The organism is Paracoccus sp. TD-10 (assembly GCF_048270675.1).
GTDB lineage: Bacteria > Pseudomonadota > Alphaproteobacteria > Rhodobacterales > Rhodobacteraceae > Paracoccus > Paracoccus pantotrophus.
Map to the genome: position 1 here is coordinate 513,147 of NZ_CP182419.1, position 13,029 is coordinate 526,175.

Sequence of the window (13,029 nt, forward strand, 5' to 3'; positions counted from 1 at the left end):
GCCTGACTATTCTTACAATTATATAATACTTACAGATACGTTCTAAAGATTAGCACAAGTGCGAGGCGCTCTTGGATCTGAAGCAATTGCGGTATTTCTGCAGCATCTACGACAACAAGAGCCTGTCTGCGGCGGCGGATGCCGAGAGAATCGCGGTTTCCGCGCTGAGCTATCACCTTTCCAATCTCGAGGCCGAGATCGGCGCGCCGCTGTTTCACCGAAAGTCGCGCGGGCTCGAGGCCACGGCGGCGGGCGAGCGGCTTTACTTTCATGCCCGGTCCATCCTGAAGACGGTCGAGGTGGCGAAAAGGGATCTCTCCACCTTTCGCGACGATGTCTCGGGCGAGGTGTCGCTGGCCCTGGCCTATTCCGCGATCCAGGCCATCGGCGTCCAGCTGGCCAAGGTCGTGGTCGAGGATTACCCGAACCTGCAGCTCAACATGATCGAAAGCCTGTCCAGCACCACCCTGCTGCATCTGTCCTCGGCCGATGCCGACCTGGGGCTGGCCTACAATCCGCCGCTGACCAGCACCTTCAAGGCCACGCCGATCCTGGAGGAGGATCTGGTCCTGATCGGCAAGCGCGAGATCATCGGCAGCGGGTCGGAACCGGTAACGGTATCGGAACTGCTGGATTTCAAGATCATCATGCTGCGCCAGGGCATGGCGGCGCGGGCGCTGCTGGACCATCACAAGACCCTGGAACAGATCTATGCGACCAGCCAGCTGCAGATGAATTCGGTTCATGCGATTTCCGGCGCGGTCCGCGAGGGGCTGGGCTGCACCATCGGAACGACGCTGTTCATGGGCGAGGAGATCAAGTCCGGCAGGCTGCACTGGCGGCCGATCATCTCGCCGACCCTGACGCGGACGCTTTATCTTTGCGAGCAGACGGACCGGCCGCCGACCATCGCGCTCGAGACGATCCGCGACCTGATCCGCGACCTGATCGTCCGCGCCGTCAAGGACGGCATCTGGCCGGCAAGGCTGGTCGAGGCGGAATGACGAAGGCCCCGTCCGGGCGGACGGGGCCTTTGCATCGGTTTCACCGCTTCACCGTTGCGCCGAGACCTTTTCGACATAGGCATTGGTATAGGTCTTGCCCAGGTCGACCTTGGCGCCGGCGACCTCGGGCAGGTTGAAGCTCAGCATCGTTTGCACGGCTTCGGCGCCCTTCGCATCCACCAGCCCGGTTTCCGACAGCATTTCCATGCTGTTGTTCAGCGATTCGATATAGATCTGCGGGTCGGCGCCGACCAGATTGGGCGGCATCTTCGCCGCGATCTCCTCGGCGGGGGTGTTGTGGATGTATTCCAGCGTCTCGACGATGGCGGCGGCCAGCGCCTGGGCCTGTTCGGGGTGCTGCTCAAGCCATTCCGTGCGGGTATAAAGCGCCGCGCCGGGATAGTCGGCGCCGAACAGGGCGTGGGTATCCGCCTCTTTCCGGGTATCGACCAGTACGGGCAGGTCGGCATGCCGGTTCTGCAGCTGGGTGATCGCCGGATCGGGCGTGACCACCGCGTCGATCCGGCCCTGCTCCAGCGCCGCGACCGCGGTGGCGCCGACGCCGACGCCGACGACCGAGGCGGCATTCGGGTCCAGCCCGTTCTGCGACAGCATGTATTTGAGGAAGAAGTCGGTCGAGGAACCCGGCGCGCTGATCCCCACGGTCTTGCCGGCAAGATCCTTGATCGTCTTGACCTCGTCGGTCTTGCCGGGCGCTACGGCCACGGCGATGCCGGGCAGCCGCCCCATCAGCACGAACGAGGACAGCTCCTGCCGCTTGGCCGCCAGCGTGATCGTGTGTTCGTAATAGCCCGAGACCACGTCCGCGCTGCCGCCGACCACCGCCTTCAGCGCCGCCGAGCCGCCCTTGAAATCCACGAGCTCGACATCGACCCCGTGCTTTTCGTAAAGGCCCAGCTGTTCGGCCAGGACGACGGGCATGTAGCAGATGCAGCTGGCCCCGCCGATCGCGATCTTGACGGTTTCGGCCGCCGCAGGCGTCGCGCCCGCCACCAGCGCCGCCGCAAGGATAGTCCTGAGCATCGTCATCTTTGCTCCTCCCTTCAGTGATTGTTGTCGGGCTGCCAGACCAGCAGCTTCCTTTCCACCAGCGTCACCCCCCAGTCGATGAGAAGGACAAAGGCCGACAGGACGAACATGCCCGCGAACACGCCGGCGATGTCGAACATGCCCTCGGCCTGCGCGATCAGATAGCCGAGCCCGGCGGAAGACCCCAGGTATTCGCCCACCACCGCGCCGACCACGGCAAAGCCGATCGAGACATGCAGCGAGGAGAACACCCAGCTCAGCGCCGAGGGCAGGTAGACATGGCGCAGCAGCTGGCGCTCGGTCATGCCCAGCATCCGGGCGTTCTGCAGCACGGTGCGGTTCACTTCTTTCACGCCCTGGTAGACGTTGAAGAAGACGATGAAGAAGACCAGCGTGAACCCCAGCGCCACCTTGGACCAGATGCCCAGGCCGAACCACAGCGTGAAGATCGGCGCCAGCACCACGCGCGGCAAGGCATTGGCGGCCTTGACATAGGGGTCGAAGACCGCGGCCAGCCTGGGCCGGCGCGCCAGCCAGAACCCGGCGATCATCGCGGCCACCGCGCCGATGACGAAGGCCAGCGCCGCCTCGACCAGCGTGATCCACAGATGCCGCCAGATCTCGCCGCTCCTGAACCATGCCACGATCTGCCAGAACACATCGGCGGGCGTCGAGAAGAAGAACTGGATCCGCGCCGGATCGCCCAGGATCGAGGTCTGGGTGATCACCCACCACAGCGCGACGGCAACGACCGCCACGAGGATCTGCAGGGTTGTCAGGACGGTTCTGCTCATGCCCGCTCCTCCCGGTTCTGGTTGCCATAGGCCTTGAGCACCTGCTCTTTCAGCAGGTGCCAGATGTCGCGGTGCAGCTCCTGGAACTCGGGGGACAGCTTGATCTCGGACACGTCCCGCGGCCGCGCCAGGGGAATGGTGAAATCCCCGATCAGCTTGGCGTCCGGCCCCGTCGACATGATGACCACCCGGTCGGCAAGCGCGATGGCTTCCTCGAGGTCGTGGGTCACGAACATCACCGCCTTGCGGTCCTGCTGCCACAGGTCCAGCAGCAGGTCGCCCATGATCAGCCGGGTCTGCGCGTCCAGCGGGCCGAAGGGCTCGTCCATCAGCAGGATTTCCGGGTCGCGGATCAGCACCTGCGCCATGGCGACGCGCTTGCGCTGGCCGCCCGAGAGCATGTGGGGATAGCGGTGCCCGAACCCCTTCAGGCCGACCTTTTCCAGCCATTCCTCGGCCCGCTCCAGGGCTTCGCGCCGCGGCGTGCCCGAGATCTCCAGCGCGATGGCGACATTGTCGCGCGAGGTCTTCCACGGCATCAGCGCATCGGCCTGGAACAGGTAGCCCGCGCGCCCGTTGAGGCCCTGGAGCGGCTGGCCCTGGATCTCGACGGTGCCGGCCGAGGGCTTCAGCAATCCGGCGGCCGCGTTCAGCAGCGTCGATTTGCCCGAGCCCGTCGGGCCGACGATGGCGACGAATTCGCCCTTTGCAACGCTCAGATTGGCCCCGGCTACCGCGCGGAATACAGTCTTTCCCGTCCCTCCAAAGCTGATGTCGACATTGTCCAGGCGCACGGCGTGCTGCATTCATCCTCCCTAACCGTCATCGCGCACGCCATCGCCGGGCGGGATGCCGGGTTGATCCGACATGCCCCGACTGAATGCCGAGCATTGACTGAATATTGCCCTACCGCAGGCCTCCTCATGCGGTTCCCCTCACATTATCGAAGCCAGATCATGCTCACAATTATATAATTTCATATGTTTTGTTCTATTTATTTGAAATCTGCCTGCGCCGTCTTCAGAACGCCTCCAGATGACCGGCACCCTGGAAATCGGCCGGAACGCGCGCAAGGCGACGAAGCCGGCCCATGGCTGGCGCGCAAGGCGCGTTCCGGATTCGACCCCCGCCGCCCAGGCGGCATGGTCGCAGACGCTGGCCGAATAGGCCGGGCCATCGACAAGCGCGACGACCTTCGGAGGTTGTTCGGCCTGCCTGCCTCAATGCGCCATCAGCCTGTCCATCGCGCCGGGCTTGTCATGGATGGCAAGCCTGTCGACGATGGTCTCCGATGCCTCGTTCATGCCGAAGAGCTCGACCTGGGCCCCGCCGCGGCGGAACCTCAGCACCGCCATGTCCAGCGCCTGCACCGAGGAAATGTCCCAGATATGGGCGCGGCTGACATCGATGATCACCTTCTCGACCGCCTCGTTAAAGTCGAAGGCCGCCATGAAATCCTCGACCGAGCCGTAGAACAGCTGGCCCTCGATCACATAGCTGCGCACCCGGCCGCCCGGAGTGAGATGGGTCGTGACCTTGAACAGCTGCGCGATCTTGGCAGCAAAGAAGATGCCCGAGAGCAGAACGCCGGCCAGCACGCCGATGGCGAGGTTGTGGGTCCAGACCACGATCGCCACGGTCGCGAGCATCACCGCCGAGGAAGACCGCGGATGGGTCCGCAGGTTCTTCAGCGACGACCACGAGAAGGTGCCGATGCTGACCATGATCATGATCGCCACCAGCGCGGGCATCGGGATCCGCGCCACCCATTCCCCCAGAAAGACCACCAGGATCAGCAGCACGAAACCGGCGGTAAAGGCCGAAAGCCGCCCGCGTCCGCCGGATTTCACGTTGATCATGCTCTGCCCGATCATCGCGCAGCCGGCCATGCCGCCGATGAAGCCGGTGGCGGTATTGGCGATGCCCTGGCCGATGCATTCCTGGTTGCGGTCCGATTTCGTGTCGGTCAGCTCATCGACCAGGTTCTGCGTCATCAGGCTTTCCAGCAGGCCCACCACCGCGATGGCCAGCGCATAGGGCAGGACGATCAGCAGCGTCTGCCCCGTCAGCGGGATCTGCGGGAGCATGAAGACCGGCAGCGTGTCGGGCAGCGCGCCCATGTCGCCCACCGTGCGCACGTCCCAGCCGAAGGCCATCGAGAGTGCCGTCAGCACGACGATGGCGACCAGCGGCGAGGGGATCGCCCTGGTCAGCCGCGGAAACAGGTAGATGATGGCCAGCCCGGCCGCGACCAGAACATAGGTCAGCCAGGTGACCCTGGACGGGTCCAGTTCCGGCAATTGCGCCAGGAAGATCAGGATCGCCAGCGCATTGACGAAGCCGGTCATCACCGATTTTGACACATAGCGCATGACGAAACCCAGGCGCAGCAGCCCGGCGCCGATCTGGATCAGCCCGGCCAGCACGGTGGCGGCCAGCAGGTATTGCAGCCCGTGGTCGCGCACCAGCGTGACCATCAGCACCGCCGTTGCCGCCGTGGCAGCCGAGATCATGCCCGGCCGCCCGCCGGTAAAGGCGATCAGCACCGCGATGGAAAAGCTGGCGTAAAGCCCGACCTTCGGGTCGACGCCGGCGATGATGGAAAAGGCGATGGCCTCGGGGATCAGCGCCAGCGCCACGACCAGCCCGGCCAGCAGGTCGCCGCGGATATTGCCGAACCATTGGGCCCGGTAGGTATCAAGTGAAATCATGTCATCCGTTCCTGACCGATCAGGGCCCGGCATGGGGCCGCATGTCGAGTTTTCGATCTTGGGGTTTAGGTTCGGGTTGTCCGGCGGATCGGCGGCCGGAAGAGCCAGCCGGGAGTTGCACCCGGCTCCATGCGTTTCGGGCGCCTGTTATGCGCAAACATGTCGCATTGGCAACCCGGAATTGCCATGCCGAAGCAGGGAGCAAGCGTGATGACCCTGGCGATCTGACCGCCCCGGACGACTTCGCGCGGCCATGGCAGGGTTCTGCCCGCAGGGTTTCCGGCCGCATGTCCATGTCCCGGACCACCTTTCCTCAGCCGAACAGCGCAAGGCCCGCGCCACCCAGCGCCGCGACGATGACGACCAGCCATGGCGGCGTTTTCCATGCCGTGAGCATGACGAAGCAGGCCAGCGCCAGTGCGAGATCCCGCAGATCCCCGACCGCGCCGGTGAAGACCGGCGCATAGAGTGCCGCGCCGAGGATGCCCACGACCGCCGCATTTGCTCCTCGCATCAGGGATTGCGCGGTGGCCATGGACCGGAACCGGTCCCAGAAGGGCAAGACCGCGATCAGGATCAGGAAGCCGGGAAGAAAAACGGCCAGCAGCGCCAGGGCTGCCCCGATTGCGCCGTTCGGCTCCGGCCCCAGCGCCGCACCCAGATAGGCGGCGAAGGTGAAGAGCGGTCCCGGCACCGCCTGGGCCGCGCCGTAGCCCGCAAGAAATGCGTCCGGCGTGACCCAGCCGGGCCGCACCACCTCGGCCTGCAAGAGCGGCAGCACCACATGCCCGCCGCCAAAGACCAGAGAGCCCGCGCGGTAGAAGCTGTCGACGACCGCCCATGCCTGGCCGTGGCCGGCGACGACCGGCAGCAGGACCAGAAGCGCAAGGAAGGCAATGAATGCGCCGATCGCGGCTCTGGACGAGACCGGCATGGAGACATGCCCGCCGACGGGCGTGCCCGCGCTGCACCGCAACAGCAGGCCCGCGGACGCGCCCAGCAGGATCGCGCCCACCATGCCGAACGCGCCCGGCACGAAAGCCAGCACCGCGACAGCGCCGACCGCGATCGCCGCGCGTTCCTTGTCGGGGCAGAGGGTCTTCGCCATGCCCCAGACCGCCTGCGCGACAATCGCTACCGCGACGATCTTGAGCCCGTGAAGCACCCCAACTCCCCCAGGCCCCGAAATGCCGGCCGCCGTCATGGCGAAAGCCGCAAGCATCAGCGCCGAAGGCAATGTGAAGGCGGTGAAGGCCGCCAGCGCCCCCAGCCAGCCGGCCCGCATCATTCCCAATGCAAAGCCCACCTGGCTGGAGGCCGGGCCGGGAAGGAACTGGCACAACGCCACCAGGTCGGCATAGGCGCTGTCGCTCAGCCAGCCGCGCCGTGTCACCACCTCGTCGCGGAAATAGCCCAGATGCGCGATCGGCCCGCCGAAACTGGTCAGGCCGAGCTTGAGGAAGGTCGCAAAGACCTCTCCTGCTGTCCCTTGCGCTGGCCGCAATGCGGTCATCTTCATTCGGTCCTCTCCGATCACTTGGCTTGGGTACCGCCGGGCCCGCGTGACGTGGAATGTCACGCCGGGCCATTTCTCTATACGCAATGCCACGCCGATATGAATGCCGGGCTTGGCCGGGGTTTCCGTTCTGCATCCCCGAATATGGATAACGCGGCGCGGCGGAACGGCCGCTTCTTCCGAGGCACAGGTTTTGCGGGGACCGGTCCACGAGGGAAGCGAACCGGTATTCGCGGCACCCTGCCACCAGTCCGAGCGCGGCGGCTTGACACATACCGCTCTCGGCGGCATATGACTCAACACATATTGAGGGGTTGATTCGATGGAAGAGCAACGCGCCCTTGCCGGCTTCGCGGCGCTGTCGCAGGAGACCCGGCTGCGCATCGTCCGGCTGCTGGTCAAGGCCGGGCCGGAGGGCATGGCGGCCGGGGCGATCGGCGAGGCCCTGGGGGGTGCCAGCACCTCGCGGCTGTCGTTCCACCTGACCCATCTCGAACATGCCGGGCTGATCCGGTCCCGGCGCGAGGGGCGCTTCATCATCTACAGCGCCGTCTTTGCGACATTGGCCGGACTGATCGCATTCCTGATGCGCGATTGCTGCGACGGCCACCCCGAGATCTGCGCGCCGGTCGCGGCCGCGCTGTCCTGTTCCTGTGAACCCAGCAAGGATGCCCTGCATGGCTGACGCCTCGCCTCGTGTCTTCAACGTGCTGTTTCTCTGCACCGGCAACTCTGCCCGCTCGCTCATCGCCGAAAGCGTGCTGCGCAAGGAGGGCGGCGCGCGGTTCCGCGCCTTCTCGGCCGGCAGCCAGCCGAAGGGAGAGGTGCATCCGCGGACCCTGAAGATCCTGCAGAACTACCATTACCCGACCGAAGGGCTGCGCTCGAAAAGCTGGGACGAATTCGCCGCGCCCGACGCGCCGGTGATGGATTTTGTCTTCACCGTTTGCGACGACGCGGCGGGCGAGGCCTGTCCCTATTGGCCGGGCCAGCCGATGACGGCGCATTGGGGCCTTCCAGACCCGGCAGCCGCGACCGGCAGCGAGTTGCAGCGCGACATGGCCTTCATCGAGACGCTGCGCTACATGAAGGCGCGCATCCAGGCCTTTGCCGCCCTGCCGATCGGCACCCTCGATCGCGCCAGCCTCGTCTCCAGGCTGCACGAGATCGGACGCTCCGAAGGCGCGGCCGGGGCGGGGGCCGACATGGATGTCGTGATCTATCACAACCCCGACTGCGGCACCTCGCGCAACGTGCTGGCGCTGATCCGCAATGCCGGGATCGAGCCGCATGTGGTGGAATATCTCAAGACGCCGCCCTCGCGCGCGATGTTGAAACAGCTTATCGCCCGCATGGGCATCGCCCCGCGCGATCTGCTGCGCCAGAACGGCACGCCCTATGCCGAGCTTGGCCTGGACGACCCGGCGCTGACCGACGCCGCGCTGATCGAGGCGATGATGGCGCATCCGGTGCTGATCAACCGGCCCATCGTGGTCAGCCCCAGGGGCGTGCGGCTTTGCCGGCCCTCGGAGCAGGTGCTGGACCTGCTGCCGCCGCAGCGCGCCGCCTTCAGCAAGGAAGATGGCGAGCAAGTCGTGGATGCCCAAGGCAACCGCATTCGCCCGGCCTGAAAGGAGCAGGTGATGACCCCCGACAGCCCGGCCCGCCGGCTTTCCTTTCTCGACCGCTACCTGACCTTGTGGATCTTCGCGGCCATGGCGCTCGGCATCCTGCTGGGCACGCTGTTCTCCGGCCTGCCGGATGCGCTGAACGCCATGGCGGTCGGCTCGACCAACATCCCCATCGCCATCGGGCTGATCCTGATGATGTATCCGCCGCTGGCCAAGGTGCGTTACGAGGACCTGCCCCGGGTCTTTGCCGACAGGCGGGTGCTGGTGCTGTCGCTGGTGCAGAACTGGCTGATCGGGCCGGTGCTGATGTTCGCCTTAGCGGTGATCTTCCTGCGCGACCAGCCGGAATACATGACCGGGCTGATCCTGATCGGCCTGGCGCGCTGCATCGCCATGGTGCTGGTCTGGAACCAGCTGGCGCGCGGCGACGGGCAATATGTCGCCGGGCTGGTGGCCTTCAACTCGATCTTCCAGATCCTGTTCTTCTCGACCTATGCCTGGCTGTTCCTGACCGTGCTGCCGCCCTTGTTCGGGCTGGAGGGCAGCGTGATCGAGGTGGGTTTCCGGACGGTGACCGAGGCGGTTCTGATCTATCTCGGCATCCCCTTCGCCGCCGGCTTCCTGACCCGGCATGTGCTGATCCGGCGCAGGGGCGAGGAGTGGTATCGGGACGTCTTCCTGCCGAAGATCAGCCCGATCACGCTGGCCGCGTTGCTCTTCACCATCGTGGCGATGTTCAGCCTGAAGGGCGGCGATGTCGTGCGCCTGCCGCTCGACACCATCAGGATCGCCGTGCCGCTGGTGCTCTACTTCGCCATCCAGTTCGCCGTCAGCTTCGCCATGGGCCGCCTGATCGCGCGGGACTATCCGCGCAGCACCGCCATCGCCTTCACCGCCGCCGGCAACAATTTCGAGCTGGCCATCGCCGTCGCCATCGCCGCCTATGGGCTGGCCTCGCCCGTGGCCTTCGCCGCGGTCATCGGCCCGCTGGTCGAGGTGCCGGTGCTGATCCTTCTGGTCAACGCCGCCCTGTGGCTGGGCCGCCGCTGGTTCCCCGCAGCAACCCCGCAAGAGGCCCGCGCATGATCCCCGACCTGCCGAACCTGTCGCCCGACTGCCTGCGCGCGCCCGCGGTCCCCGACCTGCCGCGAGTAACCCATCCGCCGCGCATCCTGTTGCTCTACGGCTCGCTGCGCGAACGCTCCTACAGCCGCTTCGCCACGCTGGAGGCCGAGCGCCTGCTGCGCCATTTCGGCTGCGAGACGCGGGTGTTCCACGCCAACGGCCTGCCGCTGCCCGAGGATGCCGACCCGTCGCATCCCAAGGTGCAGGAGCTGCGTGAGCTGTGCCTGTGGTCCGAGGGCCAGGTCTGGACCAGCCCGGAACGCCACGGCGCGATGACCGGGGTGATGAAGGCGCAGATCGACTGGATCCCGCTGTCGATGGGGGCGATCCGGCCAACGCAGGGCCGCACGCTGGCGGTGATGCAGGTTTCGGGCGGCTCGCAGAGCTTCAACGCGGTGAACCAGATGCGGGTGCTGGGCCGCTGGATGCGGATGTTGACGATCCCCAACCAGTCCTCGGTCGCCAGGGCGTATCAGGAATTCGACGAGGCCGGCCGCATGCGGCCGTCGAGCTATTACGACCGCATCGTCGACGTGATGGAGGAGTTGGTGAAGTTCACCCTGCTGACCCGCGACCTGTCGGCCTTCCTGACCGACCGCTACAGCGAGCGCAAGGAGACGGCCGCAAAGCTCGAGGAACGGCTGAACCTCAAGGCCGCGACATGAGGCCGGAGAGGCCCGATATCGGGTGGAGAGCGATCACGAGACGCAGCCGGATCGCGCCGTAAAGGCGACCGAACCGGGTCTGAACCGGGTAACCGATGGCTTTTCCTGCGCCGTCGTCACCCCACCTTCCGATTGTTATCGCACGGATCGGAGACGAAGGGGCGCGACCCTCCCCGATCCTGCAAGGGCCAATGCGATGATCGGCCATGATGGCGCATTACATTTCTGTCGCGTCGCCAGCGGCAGCGCCCTGGTGGATCATCCGATCCGGGCAAATCAGACCGGCGATCCCGGCCGGTCACGAGAGGCTGCCGATGGCCTGAACCGTGCTAGGGTCAGGATTCATAACCAATAAATGACGGTTGCCGCGAGCGCGATGGCCGAGAGGAAGACCTTCGGGCATCTGTCGTATCGGGTTGCCACGCGCCGCCAGTCCTTGAGCCTGCCAAACATGATCTCGATGCGGTTGCGCCGCTTGTATCGGCGCTTGTCGTATTTGACCGGTGTCTTGCGCTGCTTTCGGCCGGGGATGCAGGCTCGTATCCCCTTGTCCTGCAAGGCTTCCCGGAACCAGTCGGCGTCATAGCCGCGATCCCCGAGCAGCCAATCGACCTTTGGGAGGCTGCTGAGCAACGCCCGCGCCCCGATGTAGTCGCTGACCTGCCCTGCGGTGACGAACAGGTCGAGCGGTCGGCCCTGGCTGTCACAGATGGCATGCAGCTTCGTGTTCATGCCGCCCTTGGTCCGGCCGACGAGGCGTCCACGCCCCCCTTTTTCACGGCCAAGCTGGTCGCGGTGCGGTGCGCTTTCAGATAGGTCGCGTCGATCATCACGGTCTTTTCCTCGCCGTGGTCGGCGGCCAGCCCGATCATCATCCTGGCGAAAATGCCTTTCTCGCTCCAACGCTTCCACCGGCTGTAGAGCGTCTTGTGCGGCCCATACTCCCTGGGGGCATCTCGCCAGCGCAAACCATTGCGATTGATGAAGATAATCCCGCTTAGAACACGCTTGTCATCGACGCGTGGCTTGCCGTGCGACTTCGGGAAGAAAGGGGCAAGCTTGGTCATCTGCTCGTCGGTCAGCCAGTACAGGTCGCTCATGTCACCGCTCCGTTTTCCGAGCCGTGAATCACGTAGCACACTGAAAATCAATGCATCCTGACCCTAGACTTCTTCGATCCGCAGCTCGACCGGTTCGCCGGCGATGACGCCGGTGCGCGGCAGGGCCTCGATGGCGTGGTCGATGGCCTCGGGCGTGGTCTTGTGGGTGACGATCAGCACCGGCGCCACGCCTTCGGTGCGGGAATGGCCGTATTGCCGCATGCGGTCGATCGAGATGCCGGCATCGCCCAGCACCGAGGCCACCTTGGCCAGCGCCCCGGGCTTGTCGGTCAGTTGCAGGCGAATGTAATAGGCCGCCGGCACCGCGGTCCGCGCCGACTGCGGGCTGGCCAGCGTCGCGGCCGGCTGGCCAAAGCTGGGCATGCGCACGCCGCGCGCGATCTCGACCACGTCGGACATCACCGCGCTGGCGGTCGGGCCCTCGCCGGCGCCGGCGCCGCGCAGCACGATCTGGCCGACCGCATCGCCCTCGATCACCACCATGTTGGTGCCGCCCTGCAACTGCCCCAGCGGGCTGTCGGCGGGCACCAGGCAGGGCGACATGCGCTGCTCGAGGCCGCGCCCGGTCATCTGCGCCACGCCCAGCAGCTTGATGCGATAGCCCATGTCGGCGGCGCGGCGGATGTCGTCGATGCTGACCCGCTCGATGCCCTCGATCTCGACCGCGTCGAAGCTGGGCCGGGTGCCGAAGGCGATGGCGGCCAGGATCGCCAGCTTGTGGCTGGCGTCGATGCCGCCCACGTCCAGCGTCGGATCGGCCTCGAGATAGCCCAGCTGGCGCGCCTCCTCGAAAACCTCCTCATAGGGCAGGCCGGCGCTTTCCATCCGGGTCAGGATATAGTTGCAGGTGCCGTTCATCACCCCCATGATGCGGCGGATCTCGTTGCCGGAAAGCGATTCGGTCATCGCCTTGATCACCGGGATGCCGCCGGCCACCGCGGCCTCGAAACGGATCACCCGGCCATTGGCCTCGGCCAGTTCCGCCAGTTCCTGGCCGTGGATCGCCAGCAGCGCCTTGTTGGCCGTCACCACGTCCTTGCCGGCGCGCAGCGCGGCCGTCACCGCCTCGCGCGCAATGCCCTCGTCGCCGCCGATCAGCTCGACGAAGACATCCACGTCCTCGCGCAGGGCGAGCGTGCGGGCGTCATCCTCCCAGGCATAGCCGGACAGGTCCACATCGCGGTTCTTCATCCGGTCGCGGGCGCTGACGGCGGTGATGGCGATCGGCCGGCCGGCGCGCAGGGCCAGCAGGGCGGCGTGTTTCTGGATGATCTTGACGGTGCCGGTGCCGACCGTCCCAAGGCCAGCGATGCCGAGACGCAGCGGAGAGGCGTTTTGCCCCTGGTTCTGGGCGGACATATGAAACTCTTATCTATGGACGAAGCGGTGTTAGCGGATGGCGCGGCACGTTG

13 protein-coding genes and 1 other annotated feature are annotated in these 13,029 nt (G+C 65.8%); of the genes, 6 read left to right on the top strand and 7 right to left on the bottom strand.

Going from position 1 to position 13,029, the window contains the following annotated elements; translation table 11 throughout:
• The first annotated feature begins 71 nt into the window (after positions 1-71).
• Positions 72-1,004 carry a LysR family transcriptional regulator gene (locus tag ACNKFW_RS13530; RefSeq protein WP_123130285.1) on the top strand — a complete coding sequence of 311 codons (933 nt, stop codon included), beginning with the start codon at positions 72-74 and terminating at the stop codon, positions 1,002-1,004.
• Between the two features lie 48 nt (positions 1,005-1,052).
• Here ACNKFW_RS13530 and ACNKFW_RS13535 read toward each other — a convergent pair whose 3' ends face one another.
• The 3 genes from ACNKFW_RS13535 to ACNKFW_RS13545 are packed head-to-tail and all read right to left on the bottom strand — an operon-like array spanning position 1,053 to position 3,654.
• Positions 1,053-2,054 (bottom strand): ABC transporter substrate-binding protein, encoded by a 1,002-nt coding sequence (locus ACNKFW_RS13535; RefSeq protein WP_123130284.1) that lies wholly within the window; start codon positions 2,052-2,054, stop codon positions 1,053-1,055.
• A 14-nt stretch (positions 2,055-2,068) separates the two neighbouring features.
• Positions 2,069-2,848: an ABC transporter permease gene (locus ACNKFW_RS13540; RefSeq protein ID WP_123130283.1), complete on the bottom strand. Its 780-nt coding sequence runs from the start codon at positions 2,846-2,848 to the stop codon at positions 2,069-2,071.
• Positions 2,845-3,654 carry an ABC transporter ATP-binding protein gene (locus ACNKFW_RS13545; RefSeq protein ID WP_123130282.1) on the bottom strand — a complete coding sequence of 270 codons (810 nt, stop codon included), beginning with the start codon at positions 3,652-3,654 and terminating at the stop codon, positions 2,845-2,847. Before ACNKFW_RS13545 ends, ACNKFW_RS13540 begins: the two co-directional genes overlap by 4 nt.
• 229 nt (positions 3,655-3,883) lie before the next feature.
• Here ACNKFW_RS13545 and ACNKFW_RS13550 point away from each other — a divergent pair, with 229 nt between their 5' ends.
• The gene (locus ACNKFW_RS13550) at positions 3,884-4,015 is read left to right on the top strand and encodes a hypothetical protein (RefSeq protein WP_276330390.1); all 132 of its coding nucleotides are present in this window, start codon (positions 3,884-3,886) and stop codon (positions 4,013-4,015) included.
• Positions 4,016-4,068: 53 nt separating this feature from the next.
• On the opposite strand, the gene ACNKFW_RS13555 is transcribed toward ACNKFW_RS13550, so the two are convergent.
• Both ACNKFW_RS13555 and chrA read right to left on the bottom strand, forming a co-directional pair.
• Positions 4,069-5,559, bottom strand: a complete 1,491-nt coding sequence (locus tag ACNKFW_RS13555; protein WP_147429139.1) for a SulP family inorganic anion transporter — start codon at positions 5,557-5,559, stop codon at positions 4,069-4,071.
• A gap of 74 nt (positions 5,560-5,633) precedes the next feature.
• Positions 5,634-5,691 (bottom strand) — a sequence feature (sul1 is cis-regulatory element that is thought to sense ions involved in sulfur or methionine metabolism; They are found in Alphaproteobacteria).
• Positions 5,692-5,872: 181 nt separating this feature from the next.
• On the bottom strand, positions 5,873-7,078 hold the full coding sequence (gene chrA / locus ACNKFW_RS13560) for a chromate efflux transporter (RefSeq protein ID WP_147429202.1): 1,206 nt from the start codon (positions 7,076-7,078) through the stop codon (positions 5,873-5,875).
• A 319-nt stretch (positions 7,079-7,397) separates the two neighbouring features.
• Between chrA and ACNKFW_RS13565 the strand changes: the two genes are divergently transcribed.
• Genes ACNKFW_RS13565 through arsH form a run of 4 tightly spaced genes read left to right on the top strand, consistent with a single transcriptional unit; the run spans position 7,398 to position 10,496 of the window.
• The gene (locus ACNKFW_RS13565; protein WP_010400452.1) at positions 7,398-7,760 is read left to right on the top strand and encodes an ArsR/SmtB family transcription factor; all 363 of its coding nucleotides are present in this window, start codon (positions 7,398-7,400) and stop codon (positions 7,758-7,760) included.
• A complete protein-coding gene (gene arsC, locus ACNKFW_RS13570; protein ID WP_147429138.1) occupies positions 7,753-8,706 on the top strand; it encodes an arsenate reductase (glutaredoxin) in 954 nt (317 codons plus the stop codon). Before ACNKFW_RS13565 ends, arsC begins: the two co-directional genes overlap by 8 nt.
• Positions 8,707-8,718: 12 nt before the next feature.
• Entirely contained in the window at positions 8,719-9,792 is a 1,074-nt protein-coding gene (arsB, locus tag ACNKFW_RS13575; protein WP_147429137.1) for an ACR3 family arsenite efflux transporter, read from the top strand.
• A complete protein-coding gene (arsH, locus tag ACNKFW_RS13580) occupies positions 9,789-10,496 on the top strand; it encodes an arsenical resistance protein ArsH (protein ID WP_147429136.1) in 708 nt (235 codons plus the stop codon). The genes arsB and arsH overlap by 4 nt, the downstream gene beginning before the upstream one ends.
• Before the next feature lie 342 nt (positions 10,497-10,838).
• Here arsH and ACNKFW_RS13585 read toward each other — a convergent pair.
• Together ACNKFW_RS13585 and ACNKFW_RS13590 are read right to left on the bottom strand one after the other, a co-directional pair.
• A protein-coding gene (locus ACNKFW_RS13585; RefSeq protein WP_114669439.1) for an IS5-like element IS1248A family transposase occupies positions 10,839-11,596 on the bottom strand; the annotation gives its coding sequence in 2 pieces (ribosomal slippage) (positions 10,839-11,275 and positions 11,275-11,596; 759 coding nt in all).
• Positions 11,597-11,659: 63 nt separating this feature from the next.
• Positions 11,660-12,976 carry a homoserine dehydrogenase gene (locus ACNKFW_RS13590; RefSeq protein WP_147429135.1) on the bottom strand — a complete coding sequence of 439 codons (1,317 nt, stop codon included), beginning with the start codon at positions 12,974-12,976 and terminating at the stop codon, positions 11,660-11,662.
• Positions 12,977-13,029: the final 53 nt, after the last annotated feature.

Bases quoted from the DNA above. Each gene is read 5' to 3' on its own strand.
- ACNKFW_RS13555 (WP_147429139.1), bottom strand. From the start codon at position 5,559: ATGATTTCACTTGATACCTACCGGGCCCAATGGTTCGGCAATATCCGC.
- chrA (WP_147429202.1), bottom strand. From the start codon at position 7,078: ATGAAGATGACCGCATTGCGGCCAGCGCAAGGGACAGCAGGAGAGGTC.
- ACNKFW_RS13535 (WP_123130284.1), bottom strand. From the start codon at position 2,054: ATGACGATGCTCAGGACTATCCTTGCGGCGGCGCTGGTGGCGGGCGCG.
- arsH (WP_147429136.1), top strand. From the start codon at position 9,789: ATGATCCCCGACCTGCCGAACCTGTCGCCCGACTGCCTGCGCGCGCCC.
- arsB (WP_147429137.1), top strand. From the start codon at position 8,719: ATGACCCCCGACAGCCCGGCCCGCCGGCTTTCCTTTCTCGACCGCTAC.
- ACNKFW_RS13590 (WP_147429135.1), bottom strand. From the start codon at position 12,976: ATGTCCGCCCAGAACCAGGGGCAAAACGCCTCTCCGCTGCGTCTCGGC.
- ACNKFW_RS13565 (WP_010400452.1), top strand. From the start codon at position 7,398: ATGGAAGAGCAACGCGCCCTTGCCGGCTTCGCGGCGCTGTCGCAGGAG.
- ACNKFW_RS13540 (WP_123130283.1), bottom strand. From the start codon at position 2,848: ATGAGCAGAACCGTCCTGACAACCCTGCAGATCCTCGTGGCGGTCGTT.
- ACNKFW_RS13545 (WP_123130282.1), bottom strand. From the start codon at position 3,654: ATGCAGCACGCCGTGCGCCTGGACAATGTCGACATCAGCTTTGGAGGG.
- arsC (WP_147429138.1), top strand. From the start codon at position 7,753: ATGGCTGACGCCTCGCCTCGTGTCTTCAACGTGCTGTTTCTCTGCACC.
- ACNKFW_RS13550 (WP_276330390.1), top strand. From the start codon at position 3,884: ATGACCGGCACCCTGGAAATCGGCCGGAACGCGCGCAAGGCGACGAAG.